A 22,125-nucleotide genomic window follows, 5' to 3' on the forward strand; every position below is an offset into this window, starting at 1 on the left:
AATTGAACCACGGCCGTAAAGTCTGGGACTTTATGCGCTGGGACTACTGGGCTTTCGGCATTTCAGGTTTTCTGCTGATTTTGTCCATCGCTATTATTGGCGTGCGCGGGTTTAACTGGGGTCTGGATTTCACCGGCGGTACGGTGATTGAGATCACCCTCGAAAAACCTGTCGATATGGACCAGGTGCGTCAGTCGCTGCAGAAGGCGGGCTTTGAAGAGCCGCAGCTGCAAAACTTCGGCAGCAGCCGCGACATCATGGTGCGTATGCCGCCGGTGCATGACGCCAACGGCAGCCAGGAGCTGGGCAGCAAGGTCGTTAGCGTGATTAACGACTCGACCAGCCAGAACGCGACGGTCAAACGTATTGAGTTTGTGGGGCCGAGCGTTGGCGCGGACCTTGCGCAGACCGGCGCGCTGGCGCTGATAGCCGCGCTGGTGTGTATCCTGATCTACGTCGGCTTCCGCTTTGAGTGGCGTCTGGCGGCAGGGGTGGTTATCGCGCTGGCGCACGACGTGGTGATCACCATGGGCGTGCTGTCGCTACTGCATATCGAGATCGACCTGACCATTGTGGCCTCGTTGATGTCGGTTATCGGCTACTCGCTGAACGACAGTATCGTGGTATCCGACCGTATTCGTGAAAACTTCCGCAAGATTCGCCGCGGTACGCCGTACGAAATCTTTAACGTGTCGTTGACGCAAACGCTGCACCGTACCTTGATCACCTCCGGAACGACCTTGATGGTTATCCTGATGCTGTACCTCTTCGGCGGTCCGATTCTGGAAGGCTTCTCGCTGACCATGCTGATCGGTGTCTCCATCGGTACGGCTTCTTCTATCTACGTCGCGTCCGCGCTGGCGCTGAAGCTGGGCATGAAGCGCGAGCACATGCTGCAGCAGAAAGTCGAGAAAGAAGGGGCGGATCAGCCGTCAATTCTGCCGTAAGGCAATCGCGTAGCGATAAAACGAATCCCGGTCGCAAGGCCGGGATTTTTTTATTACAGCCGCCCGGATTTTGGTTACTCTCCCGTATCAGCACGCAATGACATGGAGAAATGCCGATGGCTGTCGTAACGCTTTCCACCGTTCCTCAACCCCCGCTCTGGCACGATGTGCCTTCCGTTACGCTTAACGACGACACGCTGCGGCTGCGCAAGTCCAGGGTGCTGGCAAATATGCGTCAGTCCGGCGTAGACACGCTTATTGTCTATGCCGACAAAGAGCACGGCGGCAACTTTGAGTATCTCACCGGCTTTATTCCCCGTTTCGAAGAGGCGCTGCTGGTGCTGCATCGGGACGGCGAGGCGGTGCTGGTGCTGGGTAACGAGAATCTCAAGCTGGCAGGCCATGCCCGGCTGGAAAACCGTGTGATTCACGCCCCGTGGTTTTCGCTGCCCAATCAGCCGATGGAAACCGGTAAAACGCTGGCTCAGCGGCTTCAGGAGGCGGGCGTTGCGGCGGAAAAACGAATTGGCCTGGCGGGCTGGAAGCTCTTTACCGGCGCGGCGGATGACCGCGCGCAGATGTTCGATCTGCCTGCTTTTATCGTGGATGCTATTCGCCAGGCCGCCGGCCCGCAGGCAAGATTAACTAACGCCACCGGCATTTTTATCGACCCGGCAAGCGGAGCGCGAGTCACCAATAATGCCAACGAGCTGGCGCACTATGAGTACGGCGCAAATCTGGCTTCCACCGCGATTCTCACCGCGCTTAACGCCGTTGCGCCGGGTAAAACGGAAAAGCAAATCGGCGCGCTGCTGGCGGCGGAAGGGCAGCCTAATAGCGTGGTGATGATTGCCGCTACCGGCGAGCGCTTCGCCTGGGCGAATCTCTATCCGGGCGATAAGGTGATTCAGCGCGGAGATAAATTCTCGCTGACCACCGGCTTCAAAGGCGGCCTGAGCAGCCGCGCCGCCTACGTGGTGGCCGATGAGAGCGAACTGGCGCCCGAGGTGGCTGATTATCTCGAGGTCGTGGCGAAGCCCTATTTCAACGCGGTGGTGAACTGGCTGGAAAATCTGCGCATCGGCATGCGCGGCGGCGATATGTATACGCTGATAGAGCAGGCGTTGCCGAAGGCGGAATATCACTGGCACCTGAATCCGGGGCATCTGGTCGCGGATGAGGAGTGGCTCTGTTCGCCCATTGGCCCCCATTCAACCGCCTGCCTGCAAAGCGGGATGATACTGCAAATCGACATCATTCCTTCCCGCCCGGGCTACGGCGGCGCAAGCATTGAAGATACCGTGGCGCTTGCCGATAGCGCGTTGCGTCGGGAGCTGGCGCAGCGCTATCCCGAACTCTGGCAGCGTATCGTCGCCCGGCGCTTGTATATCGGCGAGCAGCTTGGCATTGTGCTTCCTGAAGAGGTGCTGCCATTTTCCAGTACCGTGGGATACCTGCGTCCGTGGCTGCTGAGTCCCGAGCGCGCGCTGGTGTGCGCACCATACTGACACAATGCTGTCAGTAGGCCTGTCTTACACTCCTCCTGAACCCAAACAATGGACAGGAGGATGTATGAACAACGTAATTAACTGGTTTGAGATCCCGGTTGCGGAGATGGATCGTGCCGTGGCGTTTTACGAGCCGGTGATGCAGGTGACGCTGCGTCGGGAAAAAATGGATTGCATCGAGATGGCCGTTTTCCCGCATGAGGATCCGGCTCCCGGCGGCGCGCTGGCAAAGTTCGATGGCGTTAAGCCCTCCGATCAGGGATGTATTATCTATCTGCATACTGACAATCTGGCGGCCACGCTCGATCGCGTCAACTCGGCGGGCGGAAGCTGCGTGTTTGGCCCCCTTGAGCTGGCGGACGATATCGGCACGATTGCCCTTTTTATTGATAGCGAGGGTAATCGGATTGGCCTTCACCAACCCGCGTAAATGAGACAACAGAAATGAGCCGACGCGCCGACCGCCTTTTTCAAATCGTCCAGATCCTGCGCGGGAGGAGATTAACCACCGCCGGGCTGCTGGCCGAGCGGCTCGGCGTGTCAGAGCGCACCATCTACCGCGACATTCGCGACCTCTCGCTCTCCGGCGTCCCGGTTGAGGGGGAAGCAGGGAGCGGCTACCGGCTGCTGGCGGGCTATGACCTACCGCCGCTGATGCTGACAACTCAGGAATCGGAAGCGCTGATGGCCGCTATACGGCTGCTGCAAACCTGGGGCGGCGCCTCGCTGTCCCAGGCGCTGGAGTCGGCGCAGGAAAAAGTGCTGGCCATTTTGCCTGCCGAGAGCCGGCGTAAGGCGGAGCAGTCGCGCGTGTTCGCACCGGACTTTGGTGCACAGGGCTATAGTAAAGATCAGTTTGATATAGTGCATCGGGCAGTCTCCGCCCAGCAGGCGCTGGGGCTGCGCTATCGCGATGAAGCGGGAAACGTGTCGCAGCGTGACGTACTGCCGCTGGGGCTTTTTTTCTGGGGCGAGCGCTGGCTGCTGGTGACCTGGTGCGAACTGCGGGAAGATTATCGCTGTTTTCGCCTCGACCGCTGTCTGGAGATTTCCGCCACCGGGCGTCATTTCAGCGAACGAGCCGATCGCTCATTGAGTGATTTCTTGCGTAAGGTGAGATGCGAAGAGCGTTAGCTTTTATGATCCCCGGCGTAGTTGCCGGGGATCATCGAGCCGATTAGAAGTTGTAGCCGACCACGAAGTAACCACCCCAGCCGGTAGAGCGGACGTTAAAGTCGCCGTCGCCGAAGTTCAGCTTCGCGTCATCCGCCCACTGGCCGCCGTTGTGGAAGTAACGCGCCACGACGGAGTAGTGCCAGTGATCGTAGTTCAGCGCCAGGATATGGCTGGACGCGATGGAGTTGCTGGTGCGTGAATGCTTACCGTTCAAATCATAAGCGTTGTCATCGCCCAGATCGGAGCCCCAGTCAAAGTTGGTGAAGCCGATATAGCTCAGTGAACCGCCCCACAGGTCGGTCAGCGGCACGAAGTATTTCACTTTGAAGCGGTAGCCGTCCCACTCGTTCTCGTTTGATGCGCCATAGTTTTGCCACTGATATTTCGCATAGACGTTGAGCGAGAGGCTCATCGGCAGGCCGGTATCGATATCGGTACCCAGACCCATATACCAGGTGCTCTGACGACCGGACTTGTTGCGGCCCATGTCGTAGATATAGTTGTTAGCGAAATACCACTCTTTGAACGGGCCGAAGCTGAGGTCGGTACCGGTCAGTTTGTCGATGGAGAAGCGCGGCTCAATTTCCATAAACAGCGGAGAACCGTGGTTCCAGATACCCTTCGCGTTGGTGTTACCACCGAAGAATACCGGCGCATCCATATAGCCATAGAAATCAAACCAGTCTTTCTTGGCGAACGCTTCATATTCCAGATAAGTATCGTTACGGATCTGCGGCCCAAAACGAGTGTGGTAGCTACCCACCACGTTTACACTCTGGTGCCACCAATCAGACAGGTATTGCGGTTTGTCGTTTTCTGCCGCGCTGGCAGAGAAAGATGCGGAGAGCGCCAGAGCTGCGCCGGCTGCCAGTAATGTTTTTTTCATAATGATGCCACTGTTTAAATTAAGCCTGAAGGCGTTAAAAGAAGCGCCGAAGCGTTTCTAAATATTTCGTATTTCTGTGGCGTCTATTATAGGAATCATTGCTCACAAAAATATGTGTTGTTTCACATAACGAACATATGCGTAATCGATTGCGTTCACGATTTTATGCATTTCTTGCGGGAATGCCACCGAAATTCATAAATTCTGGCAATTTTTAGTGAACTGAATGGAAAATCTGTAAGTGGATTAGCATGAGGGGAGGGGAGCCGGATGTTCAGGGCATCCGGCTGAGGGCGTTACGGCGTGTTTGCGGGCTGGATATCGTGGATGCGGACAAAGCCAACCTGCTCGGGCGTTACGCCATTCAGGCGTAGCGGAATATCGACGTCGCTCGGCGCCAGAACGCTTGCCGGCGCGCTAATCAGCTGATTTTGTACGTTAACTTCCTGATAGCTATCGGTGGTGCCGCTGATCTGCCCGGAGGCGACCGTCGCGCTAAAGGCCGGCAGCGGATCGTTTGATTCACCCTGGATACGCAGGGTCAGGCGGGTACCGTCGCCATCCGGCGCGATATTGAGCAGCGACATGCGCAGCGTACCAATCTGACTTTTGAGACGGGCCGGCGTTTTCGCCTCCGGCAGCAGGTATACGCCGCTGCTCGATTTCGCATTCAGCACGTTTTGCTGGGTAATTTTGACCGTTTGCTGGTTGAGCTGGGTCATCTCTTTGCTCAGCGTGCTCACGCTCTGGTTCATCTGGCGGATTTCGCTTTGCTGCGCGCAGGCGCTGAGGGTGAAAATGCTACCCACGATGGCCAGCTTTAAATAACGTCTTGTCATAGTTGGGATTCCGTTAACAGAGGATGCTTAATGGTAGACCGATCGGATAATCGCACTATAGATCCTTTGTCTCAAAAGCTCTTTCTTTGTTGTCGGGTCACTTCGCGGTAAACTACCCGTTAGTTTAACTACATGTCAGGACGCGCCATGCATTGCCCTTTCTGTTTCGCCGTAGATACCAAAGTTATCGACTCTCGTCTGGTGGGCGAGGGCTCTTCCGTGCGTCGTCGTCGTCAGTGTCTGGTCTGTAATGAACGTTTTACGACGTTTGAAGTGGCGGAACTGGTGATGCCGCGAGTCGTAAAAAGCAACGACGTGCGCGAGCCTTTTAATGAGGACAAACTGCGCAGCGGTATGCTGAAAGCGCTGGAGAAGCGCCCGGTCAGCTCAGACGATGTCGAAATGGCGGTTAACCATATAAAAACCCACCTGCGCGGGACCGGCGAGCGGGAAGTGCCGAGCAAAATGATCGGCAACCTGGTGATGGAGCAGCTGAAGAAGCTCGATAAAGTCGCCTACATCCGCTTTGCTTCCGTCTATCGCAGCTTCGAAGATATCAAAGAGTTTGGCGAAGAGATCGCCCGCTTACAGGACTGAGCCCATGCAGGATGAAATATACATGGCGCGAGCGCTGAAGCTGGCCGCGCGCGGACGCTTCACCACGCACCCAAACCCGAATGTCGGCTGCGTGATCGTTAAAGATGGCCAGATCGTCGGCGAAGGTTTTCACTATCGCGCCGGTGAACCGCACGCGGAAGTGCACGCGCTGCGCATGGCGGGCGAAAAAGCGAAAGGTGCGACGGCGTACGTCACGCTGGAGCCTTGTAGCCATCACGGGCGCACGCCGCCGTGCTGCGAGGCGCTGATTGCCGCAGGGGTGACCCGCGTGGTTGCGGCGATGCAGGACCCGAACCCGCAGGTCGCGGGTCGCGGTTTGTACCGTTTGCAGAAGGAAGGGGTCGACGTCAGTCACGGGCTGATGATGAACGAAGCCGAGGCGCTGAATAAAGGTTTTCTTAAGCGGATGCGCACCGGTTTTCCCTGGATTCAGTTAAAAATGGGCGCATCGCTGGATGGGCGCACGGCGATGGCCAGCGGAGAGAGCCAGTGGATCACCTCACCGCAGGCGCGGCGCGATGTGCAGCGCCTGCGCGCGCAAAGCCACGCCATCCTGACCAGCAGCGCGACGGTGCTGGCGGATGACCCGGCGCTAACCGTACGCTGGGACGAGCTCAACGCCGACACTCAGGCGCTGTACCCGCAGGAAAACCTGCGTCAGCCTTTGCGCATCGTTATCGATAGTCAGAATCGCGTCACGCCGCAGCATCGTATCGTGGAGCAGGCGGGTGAAACGCTGTTTGCCCGTACCCGTGCAGATGAACGCCAGTGGCCGGAGAACGTACGCACGCTGCTGGTGCCGGAGCATAACGGTCGCCTGGATCTGGTGGTCCTGATGATGCTGCTGGGCAAACAGCAAATTAACTCGATCTGGGTGGAAGCAGGCCCCACCCTTGCCGGCGCGCTGCTGGAGGCCGGGCTGGTGGACGAGCTTATCGTCTATATTGCGCCTAAACTGTTAGGCAGCGATGCGCGCGGATTATGTGTACTGCCGGGGCTTGAGAAACTTGAGCAAGCACCCCATTTCAAATTCAATGAGATACGTCATGTAGGCCCGGATATTTGCCTGCATTTAGTGAACGCTTGATTTCCCCGGACAAAAGGGAAAGCAGTGCGCCGATTATTATGATAGAATCCGCCCCCCTTGCGGGGCCAAATGAACTGAACCCGAAGGAAGAGTATGAACATTATTGAAGCTAACGTTGCTACCCCGGACGCTCGCGTCGCCATCACCATCGCGCGTTTCAACAACTTTATCAACGACAGCCTGCTGGATGGCGCGATTGACGCCCTGAAGCGTATTGGCCAGGTCAAAGATGAAAACATTACCGTGGTTTGGGTTCCAGGCGCGTATGAGCTGCCGCTGGCGGCTGATGCACTGGCGAAAACCGGTAAGTATGACGCAGTGATCGCGCTGGGTACCGTTATCCGTGGCGGCACCGCGCACTTTGAATATGTGGCTGGCGGTGCAAGCAATGGCCTGGCGCACGTCGCTCAGGACAGCGGAATCCCGGTAGCCTTCGGTGTTCTGACCACAGAAAGTATTGAACAAGCCATCGAACGCGCTGGCACCAAAGCCGGTAACAAAGGCGCTGAAGCCGCGTTGACCGCGCTGGAAATGATTAACGTATTGAAAGCCATCAAGGCCTGATTTTTGTAAGGGGAATTCCGTGAAACCTGCTGCTCGTCGCCGCGCCCGTGAGTGTGCTGTCCAGGCGCTTTACTCCTGGCAGTTGTCCAAAAACGACATCGCTGATGTCGAATACCAGTTCCTGGCGGAACAGGATGTGAAAGATGTAGACGTTCTGTATTTCCGCGAACTGCTGTCCGGAGTGGCGACTAACAGCGCGTATCTCGACGGCCTGATGAAGCCGTATCTTTCTCGTCTGCTGGACGAGCTGGGTCAGGTGGAAAAAGCGGTGCTGCGTATCGCACTGTTTGAGCTGTCAAAGCGTAGCGATGTACCGTACAAAGTTGCGATTAACGAAGCCATCGAACTGGCGAAAACCTTTGGCGCTGAAGATAGCCATAAGTTTGTCAACGGCGTGCTGGACAAAGCTGCCCCGGTAATTCGTCCCAACAAAAAGTAAATTCCAGGGCCGGTTTTTGCAGAGTCTCACTTCTGCAAACCGGCCTTATTCTTTTCTTTTTCTGAGGCATAACGTATGGCATGCGGCGAATTTTCCCTGATTGCCCGTTATTTTGATCGCGTAAAAAGCGCACGTCTTGATGTTGAAACCGGCATTGGCGACGACTGCGCGCTCCTGAACATCCCCGAGAAAAAAACGCTGGCAATCAGCACCGACACCCTGGTGGCGGGAAACCATTTTTTACCCGATATTGACCCTGCCGACCTCGCCTATAAAGCGCTGGCGGTCAACCTGAGCGACCTGGCGGCAATGGGCGCTGAACCGGCGTGGCTAACCCTGGCCCTGACCCTGCCGGAAGCGGACGAAGCCTGGCTTGAGGCCTTTAGCGACAGCCTGTTCGTGCAGCTTAATTATTACGATATGCAGCTCATTGGCGGCGATACCACGCGCGGACCGCTGTCGATGACGCTGGGTATTCACGGCTATGTGCCGACGGGACGCGCTTTGAAGCGCTCCGGGGCAAAGCATGGCGACTGGATTTACGTCACCGGCACGCCGGGAGACAGCGCCGCGGGTCTGGCGATTTTGCAGGATCGGCTGCAGGTTGAAGATGACGCCGACGCGGATTATCTCCTGGCGCGCCATCTGCGTCCGCTGCCGCGGGTTCTGCAGGGGCAGGCGCTGCGCGATTTGGCGAACGCCGCCATCGATCTCTCCGACGGCCTGATTTCTGACCTGGGGCATATTCTCAAGGCCAGCGGCTGCGGCGCGCGCGTCGATCTTGATGCGATGCCGTTCTCGGATGCCATGCTGCGCCAGGTTGAGCCTGAGCAGGCGCTGCGCTGGGCGCTCTCCGGCGGTGAAGATTACGAGCTGTGCTTTACCGTACCTGAACTCAATCGCGGGGCGCTGGACGTGGCCCTTGCCAACCTCGGCGCGCGTTTTACCTGCATTGGGCAGATCCTGCCGGAATCGGAAGGTCTCCAGTTCACGCGCGAAGGTAAGCCCGTCACGTTCGATTTTAAGGGATACGATCATTTTGGCGCGTAGTAGAGATGTGGCGAAAAGCCGCCTGAAGATGAGCAACCCCTGGCATCTGCTGGCAACGGGATTTGGCAGCGGCCTTAGCCCCGTGGTTCCCGGCACTATGGGATCGCTGGCGTCGATCCCCTTCTGGTATTTGCTGACCTTACTCCCCTGGCAGCTCTATTCGCTGGCGGTGATGATGAGCATCTGCATTGGCGTCTATATTTGCCACCGTACGGCGAAAGATATGGGTACCCACGATCATGGCAGCATTGTCTGGGATGAGTTTGTCGGGATGTGGATCACCCTGATGGCTCTACCGACGATGGACTGGCAGTGGGTCGCCGCCGGATTTGTGATTTTCCGCCTCTTTGATATGTGGAAGCCGTGGCCCATTCGCTGGTTCGACCGTAATATCCACGGCGGAATGGGGATCATGGTGGACGATATTGTCGCCGGGGTGATTTCCGCCGGGGTGCTGTACGTGATTGGCCACCACTGGCCGATTGGTCTTTTCTAAACACTGTCCGGGCGGCTGGCCTCGCGCCCCTGGGAAATGGATCAGGCAGGCTTTTCCCGGAGGCGGTGCTGCGCACCTGTCCGGGCTACCGGCCCGCAGGCGTTGGTGAGTCAGTCGCCCGGGCAGACGCTTTGCGTCGCCCCCGGAAGCAGAACCTGTAGCCCGGCTAAGCGCAGCGCGAGCCGGGAATCGGCAGGGAACCGCGCGTTACTTGAACCCCACAATCGGGTGCGGTTTATACGGCGTCTCCAGCTTTTCAATCTGATCCGGCGTCAGCGTTAAATCGACCGCATGCAGCAGCTCATCCAGCTGCTCCTGCCTTGAGGCGCCGATAATCGGCGCGGCCACGCCCGGCTTGCTCAATAGCCAGGCCAGCGCCACCTGCGCGCGGTTGGCGTCAAGCTCTTCCGCGACTTCGGCCAGGTTTGTCGCGATCAGTTCATCATTCTCATCAGTGGCATTGTAGAGCGCCTTACCGACTTCATCGGATACCAGACGGGCGGTGGTTTCCCCCCACGGACGGGTCAGGCGACCGCGCGCCAGCGGACTCCACGGCATCACCGCGACGCCTTCACGGCTGCACAGCGGCAGCATTTCGTTTTCTTCTTCACGATAAATCAGATTGTAGTGATCCTGCATGGTGACGAAGCGGGCCCAGTTATTCTGCCGCTGTAGCGCTAACGCCTGGGCAAACTGACGGGCATGCATTGACGATGCGCCGATATAGCGGGCTTTACCCGCCTTGACGACGTCGTTGAGCGCTTCGAGAGTTTCTTCAATGGGCGTGGTGTAATCCCAGCGATGGATTTGCAGCAGATCGACATACTCCATGCCGAGGCGGCGCAGGCTGTCGTCAATGGATCGCAGGATCTGCGCGCGCGACAGTCCCTGCGGCAGATCGCCCACCTGATGGTAAACCTTAGTGGCGACGATCACGGAATCGCGACGAGCATACTCACGCAGCGCGCGCCCGAGGATCTCTTCGCTGCTGCCGTCAGAGTAGTTATTCGAGGTGTCGAAGAAGTTAATGCCGCCCTCGAGGGCGTATTTTATCAGCGGGCGGCTGCTCTCTTCCGGTAAGGTCCATGCATGGTTACCGCGATCCGGTTCGCCAAAGGTCATACAGCCGAGGCAGAGTCGGGAAACGCGGAGATCGGTATCGCCAAGAGGGATATAGTGCATAGTGCGCTCCTGCTACGGGTAAAGGGTATCCTTTAAGCATAGCAGGAGCGGTGGCGGCAATTATGCCAGCCAGGCGTGGATTTTGGCTTCTATTCCGGCGGCGTCCAGGCCGAGGTCGGCGTGCGCTTCTTCCTGGGTTCCCTGCGGGATAAAGAAATCAGGCAGGCCGAGATTGAGCACAGGAACCGCGCGGCGGCGGGACATCAGCAGCTCATTCACGCCGCTGCCCGCACCGCCCATAATGGCGTTCTCTTCCAGGGTGACCAGCACTTCGTGTTCTGCGGCCAGCTGTAGCACCAGCGCTTCATCCAGCGGTTTGGCAAAGCGCATATCCACCAGGGTGGCGTTAAGCTTTTCCGCGACTTTTGCCGCCTGCGGCAGCAGCGTGCCGAAGTTCAGAATCGCGATTTTTTCACCTTCGCGTTTCACCACGCCTTTCCCGATAGGCAGCGAGGCCAGCGGTTCAAACGCGGCGCCGGTACCGGAGCCGCGCGGATAGCGCACCGCGCTCGGGCCGTCGTTGTAGTGATAACCGGTATACAGCATCTGGCGGCACTCGTTCTCATCGCTGGGGGTCATGATGACCATGTCAGGAATGCAGCGCAGGAAGGAGATATCAAACGCGCCCTGATGGGTTTGTCCATCGGCGCCGACGATACCCGCACGGTCGATAGCGAACAGCACCGGCAGCTTCTGGATGGCGACATCGTGAATCACCTGATCGTAGGCGCGCTGCAGGAAGGTGGAGTAGATCGCCACCACCGGCTTATAGCCGCCGATCGCCAGGCCGGCGGCAAAGGTCACCGCGTGCTGCTCGGCAATGGCCACGTCGAAATACTGGTCGGGGTATTTTTTCGAGAACTCGACCATCCCGGAACCTTCGCGCATCGCTGGCGTGACGGCCATCAGCTTGTCATCTTTCGCGGCGGTTTCGCACAGCCAGTCGCCAAAGATTTTCGAGTAAGAGGGCAGGCCGCCGCTGCTTTTCGGCAGCACGCCGCTGGTGTGATCGAATTTTGGCACCGCGTGGAAGGTGATCGGGTCTTTTTCGGCGGGCTCATAGCCGCGGCCTTTTTTGGTCATAATATGCAGGAACTGCGGCCCTTTCAGGTCGCGCATATTCTTCAGCGTATTTACCAGACCGATAACATCATGACCGTCCACCGGCCCAATGTAGTTAAAGCCCAGCTCTTCAAACAGGGTCCCCGGAACCACCATCCCTTTGATATGTTCCTCGGTGCGTTTGAGCAGCTCTTTAATCGGCGGCACGCCAGAGAAGACCTTTTTGCCGCCTTCGCGCAGCGTGGAGTAGAGTTTGCCGGAGAGCAGCTGCGCCAGATGATTGTTTAGCGCGCCGACGTTCTCGGAGATCGACATTTCGTTGTCGTTGAGCACCACCAGCAGATCGGGTTTGATATCGCCAGCGTGGTTCATCGCTTCAAACGCCATCCCGGCGGTTATCGCCCCGTCGCCGATTACGCAAACCGCGCGGCGCTGCTTATCCTCTTTGGCTGCGGCGATAGCTATGCCGATTCCGGCAGAGATGGAGGTCGACGAGTGGCCGACGCTCAGGACGTCATACTCGCTTTCTCCGCGCCACGGGAAGGGGTGCAGCCCGCCTTTCTGGCGGATGGTGCCGATCCGATCGCGGCGTCCGGTCAGAATTTTATGCGGGTAAGCCTGGTGGCCGACGTCCCAGATTAGGCGATCGAAAGGCGTGTTGTAGACGTAGTGCAGCGCCACGGTTAGTTCTACCGTACCGAGCCCGGAGGCAAAGTGTCCGCTGGAGCGGCTGACGCTGTCCAGCAGATAACGCCGCAGTTCGTCGCACAGTTTCGGCAGGCTATCTTTCGGCAACAAACGCAACTCCTGGGTGGAATCCACCAGCGCCAGGGTCGGGTATTTGGCAATATCAAAACTCATCAGAGACTCATTTATTGTTTATTTATCACGCTGAATTATGTAATTCGCGAGCGCTTCCAGTGCCGTGGTATCCAGAGATTGCGCGGCCAGCTCAGTTAACGACCGGCGGGCGTCGGTAATCAGGTCAAAGGCCTTTTTCCGGGCTTGCTCGAGTCCCAAAAGGGCGGGGTAGGTACTTTTGCCCAGCTGCTGGTCGGCTCCCTGACGTTTGCCAAGTGTGGCAGTATCCCCTACCACGTCGAGAATGTCATCCTGGACCTGGAAGGCGAGACCGATGTTCTCGGCGTAGCGATCGAGAGCGGGTAGCGCCCTGCGTCCGGCTTCACCTGCGCTCAGCGCGCCCATTCGTACCGCGGCGCGAATCAACGCGCCGGTCTTATGGCGGTGAATTCGCTCCAGCGACGTCAGATCAACCTGATGGCCTTCCGCTTCCAGATCCAGCGCCTGACCGCCGCACATACCCGCGATGCCGCTGGCCTGGGCCAGCTCAGAAATCATCGCCAGGCGATCGCGATCCGGCACTTCCGGCATCGGCGCATCACTCAGTATAGAAAACGCCAGCGTTTGTAGGGCGTCTCCGGCAAGAATTGCGTTCGCTTCGCCGAATTTTATATGGCAGGTCGGCTGGCCGCGGCGTAAATCGTCATCGTCCATCGCCGGGAGATCATCGTGCATCAGCGAATAGGCATGGATGCATTCGACGGCGGCGGCAGGGGCATCCAGCGTAGCGCGGCTAACGCCAAACATATCGCCGGTCGCGTAAACCAGGAACGGGCGCAGGCGTTTGCCGCCTAATAGTGCGCCATACTGCATGGCTTCGACCAGCGGAGTGTTCTGAAAGGGCTGCGGAGCGATAAAACGGCGCAGCGCTTCGTTAGCCTGCTCGACGCACGCCTGTAGCTGTTGCGGGAAGTCCATTTATTCAGCGTCCGGCGTAAAAGGGGTAAGCGGCGCGTCTTCGCTATCCGCCAGCAGAATTTGTACGCGCTGTTCGGCCTGCTGCAGCTTTGCCTGCCCCTGGCGCGCCAGCTGGATCCCGCGCTCGAATTCGCCGAGCGCTTCTTCTAACGGCAGCGAGCCGCTTTCCAGACGATTAACAATTTGCTCCAGCTCGCCCAGGGCGGTTTCAAAGCTGGCCGGGGCCTCATTTTTCTTTGGCATAGTGAATATAGACTCTTGTAATGTCTCGATGGCTATCAATATGGTAACGAAGTCGCGCGGTTAATCAAATAACGCGCAATGCCAGGTGAAAAGCGTCCAATAGTGGTATACTCCGCGCCCTGGATGCAGACGCCAGTCGCGCCTGTACAACTTTTTATGCTTAAAGCCCCGTCGGGCTTGCCAACGAATAGTGTCGCCATGAAGTTTATCATTAAATTGTTCCCGGAAATCACCATCAAAAGCCAATCTGTGCGATTGCGCTTCATTAAAATTTTAACCGGGAACATTCGTAACGTTCTCAAAAACTATGATGAGACGCTTGCCGTCGTTCGTCACTGGGATCATATCGAGGTCCGGGCGAAGGATGAAAACCAGCGTCCGGCTATTCGCGATGCCCTGACCCGTATCCCCGGTATCCACCATATTCTGGAAGTCGAAGACGTTCCTTATACCTCTCTGCACGATATTTTCGAGCAGACGCTGCCGCTGTGGCGTGACGCGCTGGAAGGTAAAACGTTCTGCGTGCGCGTTAAGCGTCGCGGTAAGCATGAGTTTACCTCAATCGAAGTGGAGCGCTACGTCGGCGGCGGTTTGAACCAGCATATTGAAACGGCGCGAGTGAAGCTGACCGACCCCGATGTGACGGTTAACCTCGAGATCGAAAACGATCGCCTGCTGCTGGTTAAAGGGCGCTACGAAGGTATCGGCGGTTTCCCGATCGGCACCCAGGAAGACGTGCTGTCGCTCATTTCCGGCGGTTTCGACTCCGGCGTTTCCAGCTATATGCTGATGCGCCGCGGCTGCCGCGTGCATTACTGCTTCTTTAACCTCGGCGGCGCGGCCCATGAAATCGGCGTGCGTCAGGTCGCGCACTATCTGTGGAACCGCTTCGGCAGCTCACACCGCGTGCGCTTCGTGGCGATTAACTTCGAGCCGGTGGTGGGTGAGATCCTGGAGAAAGTCGACGACGGTCAGATGGGCGTGGTGCTCAAGCGGATGATGGTGCGCGCGGCGTCAAAAGTCGCCGAGCGCTACGGCGTCCAGGCGCTGGTCACCGGCGAGGCGTTAGGCCAGGTTTCCAGCCAGACGCTGACCAACCTGCGCCTGATCGACAACGTCTCGGATACGCTGATTCTGCGTCCGCTGATTTCGCACGATAAAGAGCACATTATTGACCTCGCGCGTGAAATCGGCACCGAAGATTTTGCCCGCACCATGCCGGAATACTGCGGCGTTATCTCGAAGAGCCCCACCGTGAAAGCGGTGAAGGCGAAGATCGAGGCGGAAGAAGAGCACTTCGATTTCAGCATCCTTGAGAAAGTGGTGGCGGAAGCGAGCAACATTGATATCCGCGATATCGCTCAGCAGACCGAGCAGGACGTAGTGGAAGTGGAAACCGTCAGCGGTTTTGGCCCTGACGACGCGATCCTCGATATCCGCTCTATCGACGAGCAGGACGATAAGCCGCTGAAGGTGGAAGGCGTGGACGTGGTTTCTCTGCCGTTCTATAAGCTGAGCACCAAATTTGGCGATCTCGACCAGAGTAAAACTTGGCTGCTGTGGTGCGAGCGTGGGGTGATGAGCCGCCTGCAGGCGCTGTATCTGCGCGAGCAGGGCTTTGAAAACGTGAAGGTATATCGCCCCTAGTTCTTCAGGAGCAAGGCGCAATCATGAAAACGGCAACCCTGGGTTGCCGTTTTGCATTTATTCGTAGTAGTTATAAATTCCTGCCGCCATCACCAGCTGTGAAGCGACTTCGTGCGCTTTTTCGCGTCCAACCAGCAGGTCGATCATCTTCAAGGCGAAATCAATTGAGGTTCCCGGCCCCTGGCTGGTGAGCAGCTTAACGCGAGCGTCCCAGACGACGCGCTTATCCTGCCACTGCTCGGCGGGAATGCGTTCTTTCAGCGCCGGAAAGCCGGTCATATTGCCGATGGGGAAAAGGTTGTGCGGCACCAGCACGGTCGGCGCCGCGGCGCAAATCGCCGCAACGATACGCCCGGAAAGATGGAATTGACGTACTGTTTCAACCAGCAGCGGGCTGTCGCGAAAGCACTCTGCACCCTTAATGCCGCCGGGCAGAACAAGGATATCGAAATCGCCATCGGCCACTTCGACCAGCGGCGCATCGGCCAGCAGCTTAACGCCGCGCGAGCAGACAATGGTCAGGCTGCCATCGCTGGCAACGCTGGCGGTCGTGACCTTTACGCCTCCGCGAACGAGTAAATCCATGGTGGTGACCGCTTCGGTCTCTTCGCTACCAGGGGCGAGGCAAATCAGTGCCGACGCGCTCATATTCATTCTCCTTACGCTTTACCAGTTCAAACAGGCGGGTATTCTCAGGTACGGCGATACCGTGGGCTCGGGCGCGTTTTAACAGATAACCGGTGATATAGTCGATTTCCGTATGGCGCTGGGCGAGAATATCCTGCAGCATGGAGGAGGTATTTTCTGCCGTACTTTCAATAACCTGATGTACATAGAATAACAGGTTTTCCGGCGAGGTATGCATCCCCTCGCGATCCATCACCGCCGCAACTTCATAACAAATCGCGGCGACCTCCTGCGGGTATTCGCGTAAATCGCCGTTCTGACAGTTTTTTAACGCCGTCAGCGGGTTAATCACACAGTTTACCGCCAGCTTGCTCCAGGTCGCGGGGTAGATATTGTTATGCCAGGCGACGTCGGGCAGCACGCTCTGCAGTACATCGGCGAGATAGCTATAATCCTCAGGATAGGCTTTCGCCGGGCCAATATGGCTGGTGCCGTTGGCGACGTGGACGATCACGTTGCCGTCGCGGCGGGCCGCCTGCGTTGTCGAAGCCAGAAGCAGCGGCTGTTTGAGGCTTTTAAGCTCGTCAACGGTACCCATACCGTTGTGCATGAGCAGAACAGGTACTGACGACGGCAGGATGGCGCTCAGGTTTTTTACCGCGTTAGAGACCTGCCAGGCTTTGAGGGTGACCAGCAGCAGGTCGCTGCTGGCGAGAAAATCAGGATCGTTAGCGGTAAACGATTCATTAAACACGCTGCCGTCGGTTTCAATCACATTGACGCTACAGAATGGCTGTGGGACGCGTAACCAGCCCTGGACTTCATGTCCGTGTTTGTACAGCGCAGTTAGCCATAACTGTCCCAGTGCACCGCATCCGAGTACGGTTACTTTCATTATTCCTCCTCACCTGTGAGTGCTGCATCAGGTGCTCATGGCTAAAGTATAGCGTTATCAGTTATCCTTTCGGGATAACAAGTTGAGTTATGTCGCGTTGCGGGTATTATGCAACGCAAAAGAAACTGAAGGAGAGGAAAAGATGCCATCTTTCGATATTGTCTCTGAAGTCGATCTTCAGGAAGTTCGAAACGCCGTAGAGAACGCGACCCGCGAAGTTGAATCGCGTTTTGATTTCCGTAACGTCGAAGCGAGCTTTGAGCTGAACGAAAAAAACGAGACCATCAAGGTCCTCAGCGAGTCTGATTTCCAGATTAACCAGCTGTTGGATATTCTGCGCGCCAAGCTGCTGAAACGCGGAATTGAGGGCAGTTCTATCGAAGTGCCGGACGAGTTCGTGCACAGCGGTAAAACCTGGTTTGTCGATGCGAAGCTGAAGCAGGGCATTGAGAGCGCGACGCAGAAAAAAATCGTCAAGCTGATTAAAGACAGCAAGCTGAAAGTACAGGCACAGATCCAGGGCGAAGAGATTCGCGTTACCGGTAAATCTCGCGACGACCTGCAGGCGGTTATGGCGCTGGTGCGCGGCGGTGATTTAGGTCAGCCGTTCCAGTTCAAAAACTTCCGCGATTAAAAGAGTCCCGTCTGTCGGCCGGGCTCGGCGTTAGCCGCCGCCCGGCAGGACACAAAGCACCGCTCAGAACCGTTTTTGCCTGCCTGAACAAAGGTGCTCGCTTTTATATCCCTTTGATTGCCTGCTCAATTTCAAAGCGGTTAGTGATCTTGCTGTCGATTTTGATATACACCGAACGCTCTTCGCTAATCACCAGCACCTCTTTGACGCCCTCTTTAGCCCGTAAGCGCGCTTCGAGCATTTTGTCCGCGGCGATATCCTCCGGGATTTCGACCCGCAGGCTGCTAACGTAGGGCGGCTCGCTCATGGTGCTGGCCACCAGCAGCCACAGCATCGCCAGCAGGGCGCCGAGCAGGAAGACGGTTTGCGAATCAAAAAAGCCATCCACCCAGCCGCCGAGCGCTCCGCCGATGGCCACGCCAAGGAACTGGCTGGTGGAGTAAATGCCCATCGCGGTGCCTTTATATCCGGCCGGTGATTCTTTGCTGATCAACGACGGCAGCAGCGCTTCCAGCAGGTTAAACGCGAGGAAAAATAGCTGAACGCCGGCGACCAGCTCCCAGAAATAGCCTCCGGCACCCCAGAGTACGATTTCAGCAATCAGCAGGATGGCGACGCACAGCAGGAAGACGCGCTTCATTTTGCGCTTCACTTCGGCGTAGATAATAAACGGCACCACCGCGACAAATGAGACCAGCATGGTGACCAGATAGATTTTCCAGTGCTCGGCGGCGGGGAAACCGGCGGCCTCAAGCTGGCCCGGCAGAGCGACAAACGTGGACATCAGCATGATATGCAGGCACATAATGCCGAAATTGAGCTTCAGGAGTTTTGGCTCGGCAAGAACTTTGCTGAAGCAGCCTTTCACCATACCGGACTCGCGGTTCAGCACGTGATTCTGGCTGTTCGGCACAACCCATAGCGTCAGCAGGATGCCGAGCGTCGCCAGGAGAGCAATCATCCAGAACAGGGCGTGCAGGCCGAGTTGGTGGGTAACGACAGGCCCGAGAACCATAGCGATAGCAAAGGTGACGCCAAAGCTGACGCCGATAAACGCCATGGCTTTAGTGCGGTTTTGCTCGCGGGTTAAATCGGAAAGCAGCGCCATGACCGCAGCGGCAATCGCCCCGGAGCCCTGCAGCGCGCGGCCAAGAATAATGCCCCAGATAGAGTCAGAAAGCGCGGCGATAACGCTGCCGACAACGAAGATTAACAGGCCGCCGACGATCAGCGGCTTACGGCCAATGCGGTCAGAAAGCAGCCCGAAAGGTATCTGGAATAGCGCCTGGGCCAGCCCGTAAATTCCAATTGCCAGTCCGATAAGGGCTTCGCTTGCGCCCTGTAACGCCATGCCGTAAGTGGTCAGAACCGGCAGGACCATAAACATGCCAAGCATGCGCAAAGAGAATACGGTCCCCAAACCCCAGGTCGCACGCAGTTCGCCTGGCGTCATTTTATTATCGTTCATTACCACCTCAATATAAAAACTGCGCATAGTGTAGTGGGGGGAAACAGAAGCGTAAATAAATGTTTGTTTAACAGATATTACGACTGTGTTGCATGATGAGGTGAGTACGGTAGAAAGAAAAAACCAGTGGAGGGGCCTCCACTGGTGTTCAGCGGTTATTGGCAGTTAAAGTCAACCCACTGGCCGCCTGCGTCGGCGGATTTGACGCACTGCTCAACCCAGTAAACGCCGTGAAGACCGGCTTCGACGTCCGGATACCAGAAGGTCTCCAGGAACGCCTGGTCCCCGCGATCCATCGCGTCGATGGCGATAGCGTAGCGGCGATAGAGGTTGGCCCACGCCTCGAACAGCCCTTCAGGGTGACCGCCGCCAATGCGGTCGTCCGCCAGCGCCTGCTGGCTGAGATAGGGCATCCCGCGCTCGAGGACGCGGGCCGGTTCGCCCTGTACCTCGTAGCTGAGCTGATTTGGACGCTCATCCCACCATTCGATGCTGGCTTTTTCGCCAATAACGCGGACTTTTTGCGAGTGCATCGCGCCGCTGTTGACCGCGCTGGTCCACAGTGAGCCAACGGCGCCGTTGTTATATTCCATCAGCACAAAGGCGTTATCTTCCAGCGGCGCGCGAGATTTGACGAAGCTTTGACGCGCGCACATCAGGCGGGTGATGTTCAGGTTCGGCACCATCGTCTCGGCAATAAATAGCGGGTGGGTTGCCAGATCCCCCAGCACATAGCTAGGGCCGGCATATTTGGGCGTTACCCGCCAGCGGGTGGATTCAGCCTGCAGCTCAACGGCTTCATTATGAAAACCGTGGGCGAACTGCATATTAATAATGCGGATCTCGCCGAGCTTCCCTTCCGCTATCATCTGCCGCGCCTGCTGGATCATCTGGTGTCCGGCATAACCGTACGTGACGCCGATAATTTTATTCTGCTTTTTGCTTAGCGCCAGCAGCTCGCGCGCTTCGTCGGCGGTAAAGCACAGCGGTTTTTCGCAAATCACGTGCAGCCCGGCTTCAAGCGCCGCTTTAGTGATAGCGAAGTGAGTATTGTTCGGCGTAGTGACCGATACGGCTTCAATGCCGTCAGGGCGTTTGGCCTCCTCCGCGAACAGCGTTTGGTAATCGGCGTAGCAGCGTTCAGGAGCGATGCCGAGCTGCTCGCCGAATTGACGACCGCGCTCGGCATCGATATCAAGCGCGCCGGCGAGCAGAGTAAAGACGTTGTCGCGAAGCGCCGCACAGCGGTGGCTGTAGCCAATCTGGCTGGTGCCGCCGCCGCCGACCATGCCCCAGCGCAGGGAGCGGGATAAGGGTTTCATGCCGTTTAACATGATGGTGCACTCCTCAATGATAGAGATCCTACGGATTTCAGATGTTCTTCTGTGTACCCGCGCTCGCCGAGCGCGGGCCTGGTTCTAAGGTTTTACATCTCGCCACGGGCTTCGCGTTCTTTCAGGTCATGCATGATCTGCGGGTATTGCTTATCCAGGCGATAAAACAGCAGGGTGATAATGACCACGATCCACAGGAAGAAAGAGCCGTAGAGATAAACGTGGTTAATCATGTCGATAGCGCTTTGCGGCTGAACGCCGGATCCGCTGCTGGAGCTGACGTAACCCGCCATGCTCAGCAGGCCCGAGATAACCGCGGCGGCAATACCTGCGCCGAGTTTCGTCCCAACGGAACCGGCGGAGAAGATCATCCCTTCCTGTCTGACGCGCGTTTTCCACTGGCCGAATTCGACGGCATCGCCGCAGAAGCCGAACAGCACGGCGTTCAGCGGGGCGAAGCCAATACCGCGAATAATCGCGTTTGCCAGCGCCCAGTGGTAATCATCAGAGTTAAACATAAACAGCACCTGGCCGATGGTCGCCAGCACGATGCCGCAGAGGGCAACGTTGCGTTTACCGTATTTGCGGATGGGCACGGAGCTCAGGAAGGTGAAAATAATAATGCAGGCGGTTTCGGCAACGAAAATGGAGCTATAGAAGGTATCGTCACCGAGCACGTAGCGGCAGTAGTAAGGCAGCGCGATCCCTACCACGGTGTAGTACACGCTTTGCGCGGTCCACAGGATGGCGCTGGCCCAGAAGTACTGGTTACGAAAAAGCGCGGAAAGCTGGGTTTTTACCGGTACGTTTCCCTGTTTCTCTCGCGCTTTGATGACCACCTTCTCTTCGCATTTATAAAAGCAAAACAGCAGCAACAGCAGCGCCAGAAAAGCCCAAATAGACATGGTTTTGATCCACGCCGCCTGATCGTCGCCAAAGTACTTCACCAGCGGCAATGTGCAGGCAACGGCGAGAATACGACCAAAAGGCGACATCGACATTCGGGTGATGCTGAGCATATCCCTTTCCCATGAGGCGCGGGTCATCATCGCAGAGAGGCTGCCGTAGGGGAGGTTGATGGCGGTATAGCACACGGTGGTGCAGAAGTTATAGGCGACCAGCAGATAGAGAAACTGCAGCGTGCCGGTGGTCTGCGGGACGGTGAACAGTAAAATTGCCGATACGGCGTAGGGTACGCTCATCCACAGCAGCCAGGGTCGTGATTTACCCCAGCGAGAGTTCGTGCGTTCCACCATCAGGCCCATGATGACATCGGAAACGCCGTCAAACAGACGTGAGATCAGCATCACCAGGCCAACGGTGGCGATGCTGATGCCGACATAGTCGGTATAAAACAGGGTTAAAACCGTGCCGATCATGCCGAAAACGACGTTACAGGCGGTATCGCCGCCGCCGTAAGCGATTCGGGTAGCCCAGCTTAGCTTATCGCCGCGTGCTGCCGCGGGAGAGAGAAGAATCTGCTGTTCACTCATGGTCAATTCCTTTGTCTGGAAGGACAAGTCAGGACCTCTGCGCCAGTTCCACCGGCACGACCTTATCCTGAATATCAGCCAGAACATAAGGAAATATTTATTTCATTTCAATGCTTGTTTGGAATTTAATTTCTGTATATGCGAGGCGGAT

Annotated in this window: 23 protein-coding genes; 12 read left to right on the forward strand and 11 right to left on the reverse strand. The window is 57.1% G+C overall.

The window, feature by feature from the left end; genetic code table 11:
* Nucleotides 1-2 precede the first annotated feature (2 nt).
* The 4 genes from secF (at nucleotide 3) to FQK12_RS15640 (ending at nucleotide 3,589) form a co-directional block, all read left to right on the forward strand.
* Nucleotides 3-947 (forward strand): protein translocase subunit SecF, encoded by a 945-nt coding sequence (gene secF, locus FQK12_RS15625; protein WP_194247374.1) that lies wholly within the window; start codon nucleotides 3-5, stop codon nucleotides 945-947.
* 116 nt (nucleotides 948-1,063) lie between these two features.
* Entirely contained in the window at nucleotides 1,064-2,455 is a 1,392-nt protein-coding gene (locus FQK12_RS15630) for a M24 family metallopeptidase (protein ID WP_014228159.1), read from the forward strand.
* A 64-nt stretch (nucleotides 2,456-2,519) separates the two neighbouring features.
* On the forward strand, nucleotides 2,520-2,885 hold the full coding sequence (locus tag FQK12_RS15635; RefSeq protein WP_014228160.1) for a VOC family protein: 366 nt from the start codon (nucleotides 2,520-2,522) through the stop codon (nucleotides 2,883-2,885).
* A gap of 14 nt (nucleotides 2,886-2,899) precedes the next feature.
* Nucleotides 2,900-3,589 carry a helix-turn-helix transcriptional regulator gene (locus FQK12_RS15640; RefSeq protein WP_014228161.1) on the forward strand — a complete coding sequence of 230 codons (690 nt, stop codon included), beginning with the start codon at nucleotides 2,900-2,902 and terminating at the stop codon, nucleotides 3,587-3,589.
* Between the two features lie 43 nt (nucleotides 3,590-3,632).
* On the opposite strand, the gene FQK12_RS15645 is transcribed toward FQK12_RS15640, so the two are convergent.
* On the reverse strand, nucleotides 3,633-4,517 hold the full coding sequence (locus FQK12_RS15645; protein ID WP_004848202.1) for a nucleoside-specific channel-forming protein Tsx: 885 nt from the start codon (nucleotides 4,515-4,517) through the stop codon (nucleotides 3,633-3,635).
* Nucleotides 4,518-4,813: 296 nt separating this feature from the next.
* Nucleotides 4,814-5,356: a DUF3251 domain-containing protein gene (locus FQK12_RS15650; RefSeq protein WP_004848204.1), complete on the reverse strand. Its 543-nt coding sequence runs from the start codon at nucleotides 5,354-5,356 to the stop codon at nucleotides 4,814-4,816.
* A gap of 147 nt (nucleotides 5,357-5,503) precedes the next feature.
* On the opposite strand from FQK12_RS15650, the gene nrdR reads away from it, so the two are divergent.
* The 6 genes from nrdR to pgpA all read left to right on the forward strand — a co-directional run bounded on the left by nrdR (nucleotide 5,504) and on the right by pgpA (nucleotide 9,610).
* Nucleotides 5,504-5,953, forward strand: coding sequence for a transcriptional regulator NrdR (nrdR, locus tag FQK12_RS15655; RefSeq protein ID WP_014228162.1), 450 nt, complete (start codon nucleotides 5,504-5,506; stop codon nucleotides 5,951-5,953).
* Between the two features lie 4 nt (nucleotides 5,954-5,957).
* On the forward strand, nucleotides 5,958-7,061 hold the full coding sequence (ribD, locus tag FQK12_RS15660) for a bifunctional diaminohydroxyphosphoribosylaminopyrimidine deaminase/5-amino-6-(5-phosphoribosylamino)uracil reductase RibD (protein ID WP_014228163.1): 1,104 nt from the start codon (nucleotides 5,958-5,960) through the stop codon (nucleotides 7,059-7,061).
* A 93-nt stretch (nucleotides 7,062-7,154) separates the two neighbouring features.
* Nucleotides 7,155-7,625 (forward strand): 6,7-dimethyl-8-ribityllumazine synthase, encoded by a 471-nt coding sequence (gene ribE / locus FQK12_RS15665; protein WP_004129690.1) that lies wholly within the window; start codon nucleotides 7,155-7,157, stop codon nucleotides 7,623-7,625.
* A 19-nt stretch (nucleotides 7,626-7,644) separates the two neighbouring features.
* Nucleotides 7,645-8,064: a transcription antitermination factor NusB gene (nusB, locus tag FQK12_RS15670; protein WP_004099457.1), complete on the forward strand. Its 420-nt coding sequence runs from the start codon at nucleotides 7,645-7,647 to the stop codon at nucleotides 8,062-8,064.
* Between the two features lie 75 nt (nucleotides 8,065-8,139).
* Nucleotides 8,140-9,114 (forward strand): thiamine-phosphate kinase, encoded by a 975-nt coding sequence (gene thiL, locus FQK12_RS15675; RefSeq protein WP_014228164.1) that lies wholly within the window; start codon nucleotides 8,140-8,142, stop codon nucleotides 9,112-9,114.
* Nucleotides 9,104-9,610 carry a phosphatidylglycerophosphatase A gene (gene pgpA, locus FQK12_RS15680; protein WP_004133926.1) on the forward strand — a complete coding sequence of 169 codons (507 nt, stop codon included), beginning with the start codon at nucleotides 9,104-9,106 and terminating at the stop codon, nucleotides 9,608-9,610. Before thiL ends, pgpA begins: the two co-directional genes overlap by 11 nt.
* A gap of 207 nt (nucleotides 9,611-9,817) precedes the next feature.
* On the opposite strand, the gene FQK12_RS15685 is transcribed toward pgpA, so the two are convergent.
* Genes FQK12_RS15685 through xseB form a run of 4 tightly spaced genes read right to left on the reverse strand, consistent with a single transcriptional unit; the run spans nucleotide 9,818 to nucleotide 13,876 of the window.
* Nucleotides 9,818-10,792, reverse strand: a complete 975-nt coding sequence (locus FQK12_RS15685; protein ID WP_014228165.1) for an aldo/keto reductase — start codon at nucleotides 10,790-10,792, stop codon at nucleotides 9,818-9,820.
* 60 nt (nucleotides 10,793-10,852) lie between these two features.
* The gene (gene dxs / locus FQK12_RS15690; RefSeq protein WP_004129698.1) at nucleotides 10,853-12,715 is read right to left on the reverse strand and encodes a 1-deoxy-D-xylulose-5-phosphate synthase; all 1,863 of its coding nucleotides are present in this window, start codon (nucleotides 12,713-12,715) and stop codon (nucleotides 10,853-10,855) included.
* A gap of 18 nt (nucleotides 12,716-12,733) precedes the next feature.
* Complete coding sequence (gene ispA, locus FQK12_RS15695; RefSeq protein WP_004848218.1) at nucleotides 12,734-13,633, reverse strand: (2E,6E)-farnesyl diphosphate synthase; 900 nt, start codon at nucleotides 13,631-13,633, stop codon at nucleotides 12,734-12,736.
* Entirely contained in the window at nucleotides 13,634-13,876 is a 243-nt protein-coding gene (gene xseB, locus FQK12_RS15700) for an exodeoxyribonuclease VII small subunit (protein ID WP_004099468.1), read from the reverse strand.
* Between the two features lie 198 nt (nucleotides 13,877-14,074).
* On the opposite strand from xseB, the gene thiI reads away from it, so the two are divergent.
* Nucleotides 14,075-15,523, forward strand: a complete 1,449-nt coding sequence (thiI, locus tag FQK12_RS15705) for a tRNA uracil 4-sulfurtransferase ThiI (RefSeq protein ID WP_014228166.1) — start codon at nucleotides 14,075-14,077, stop codon at nucleotides 15,521-15,523.
* Between the two features lie 57 nt (nucleotides 15,524-15,580).
* Here thiI and yajL read toward each other — a convergent pair whose 3' ends face one another.
* Both yajL and panE read right to left on the reverse strand, forming a co-directional pair.
* A complete protein-coding gene (gene yajL, locus FQK12_RS15710) occupies nucleotides 15,581-16,171 on the reverse strand; it encodes a protein deglycase YajL (RefSeq protein ID WP_014228167.1) in 591 nt (196 codons plus the stop codon).
* On the reverse strand, nucleotides 16,134-17,045 hold the full coding sequence (gene panE / locus FQK12_RS15715; protein WP_004848223.1) for a 2-dehydropantoate 2-reductase: 912 nt from the start codon (nucleotides 17,043-17,045) through the stop codon (nucleotides 16,134-16,136). The genes yajL and panE overlap by 38 nt, the downstream gene beginning before the upstream one ends.
* 142 nt (nucleotides 17,046-17,187) lie before the next feature.
* Between panE and FQK12_RS15720 the strand changes: the two genes are divergently transcribed.
* Nucleotides 17,188-17,679 carry a YajQ family cyclic di-GMP-binding protein gene (locus FQK12_RS15720; protein WP_004129715.1) on the forward strand — a complete coding sequence of 164 codons (492 nt, stop codon included), beginning with the start codon at nucleotides 17,188-17,190 and terminating at the stop codon, nucleotides 17,677-17,679.
* A gap of 103 nt (nucleotides 17,680-17,782) precedes the next feature.
* On the opposite strand, the gene FQK12_RS15725 is transcribed toward FQK12_RS15720, so the two are convergent.
* From FQK12_RS15725 to FQK12_RS15735, 3 genes are all read right to left on the reverse strand, one after another.
* Nucleotides 17,783-19,147: an MFS transporter gene (locus FQK12_RS15725; RefSeq protein ID WP_014228168.1), complete on the reverse strand. Its 1,365-nt coding sequence runs from the start codon at nucleotides 19,145-19,147 to the stop codon at nucleotides 17,783-17,785.
* Nucleotides 19,148-19,302: 155 nt separating this feature from the next.
* Entirely contained in the window at nucleotides 19,303-20,481 is a 1,179-nt protein-coding gene (locus tag FQK12_RS15730; RefSeq protein ID WP_014228169.1) for a Gfo/Idh/MocA family protein, read from the reverse strand.
* A gap of 92 nt (nucleotides 20,482-20,573) precedes the next feature.
* Nucleotides 20,574-21,974 (reverse strand): MFS transporter, encoded by a 1,401-nt coding sequence (locus FQK12_RS15735; RefSeq protein WP_004129763.1) that lies wholly within the window; start codon nucleotides 21,972-21,974, stop codon nucleotides 20,574-20,576.
* Nucleotides 21,975-22,125 lie beyond the last annotated feature (151 nt).

The sequence above is a fragment of the Klebsiella sp. ME-303 genome (assembly GCF_007910085.1).
Classification (GTDB): Bacteria; Pseudomonadota; Gammaproteobacteria; order Enterobacterales; family Enterobacteriaceae; genus Klebsiella; species Klebsiella michiganensis.

Bases quoted from the DNA above. Each gene is read 5' to 3' on its own strand.
- FQK12_RS15630 (WP_014228159.1), top strand. From the start codon at position 1,064: ATGGCTGTCGTAACGCTTTCCACCGTTCCTCAACCCCCGCTCTGGCAC.
- FQK12_RS15635 (WP_014228160.1), top strand. From the start codon at position 2,520: ATGAACAACGTAATTAACTGGTTTGAGATCCCGGTTGCGGAGATGGAT.
- FQK12_RS15640 (WP_014228161.1), top strand. From the start codon at position 2,900: ATGAGCCGACGCGCCGACCGCCTTTTTCAAATCGTCCAGATCCTGCGC.
- FQK12_RS15645 (WP_004848202.1), bottom strand. From the start codon at position 4,517: ATGAAAAAAACATTACTGGCAGCCGGCGCAGCTCTGGCGCTCTCCGCA.
- FQK12_RS15650 (WP_004848204.1), bottom strand. From the start codon at position 5,356: ATGACAAGACGTTATTTAAAGCTGGCCATCGTGGGTAGCATTTTCACC.
- nrdR (WP_014228162.1), top strand. From the start codon at position 5,504: ATGCATTGCCCTTTCTGTTTCGCCGTAGATACCAAAGTTATCGACTCT.
- ribD (WP_014228163.1), top strand. From the start codon at position 5,958: ATGCAGGATGAAATATACATGGCGCGAGCGCTGAAGCTGGCCGCGCGC.
- ribE (WP_004129690.1), top strand. From the start codon at position 7,155: ATGAACATTATTGAAGCTAACGTTGCTACCCCGGACGCTCGCGTCGCC.
- thiL (WP_014228164.1), top strand. From the start codon at position 8,140: ATGGCATGCGGCGAATTTTCCCTGATTGCCCGTTATTTTGATCGCGTA.
- FQK12_RS15685 (WP_014228165.1), bottom strand. From the start codon at position 10,792: ATGCACTATATCCCTCTTGGCGATACCGATCTCCGCGTTTCCCGACTC.
- dxs (WP_004129698.1), bottom strand. From the start codon at position 12,715: ATGAGTTTTGATATTGCCAAATACCCGACCCTGGCGCTGGTGGATTCC.
- ispA (WP_004848218.1), bottom strand. From the start codon at position 13,633: ATGGACTTCCCGCAACAGCTACAGGCGTGCGTCGAGCAGGCTAACGAA.
- xseB (WP_004099468.1), bottom strand. From the start codon at position 13,876: ATGCCAAAGAAAAATGAGGCCCCGGCCAGCTTTGAAACCGCCCTGGGC.
- thiI (WP_014228166.1), top strand. From the start codon at position 14,075: ATGAAGTTTATCATTAAATTGTTCCCGGAAATCACCATCAAAAGCCAA.
- yajL (WP_014228167.1), bottom strand. From the start codon at position 16,171: ATGAGCGCGTCGGCACTGATTTGCCTCGCCCCTGGTAGCGAAGAGACC.
- panE (WP_004848223.1), bottom strand. From the start codon at position 17,045: ATGAAAGTAACCGTACTCGGATGCGGTGCACTGGGACAGTTATGGCTA.
- FQK12_RS15720 (WP_004129715.1), top strand. From the start codon at position 17,188: ATGCCATCTTTCGATATTGTCTCTGAAGTCGATCTTCAGGAAGTTCGA.
- FQK12_RS15725 (WP_014228168.1), bottom strand. From the start codon at position 19,147: ATGAACGATAATAAAATGACGCCAGGCGAACTGCGTGCGACCTGGGGT.
- FQK12_RS15730 (WP_014228169.1), bottom strand. From the start codon at position 20,481: ATGTTAAACGGCATGAAACCCTTATCCCGCTCCCTGCGCTGGGGCATG.
- FQK12_RS15735 (WP_004129763.1), bottom strand. From the start codon at position 21,974: ATGAGTGAACAGCAGATTCTTCTCTCTCCCGCGGCAGCACGCGGCGAT.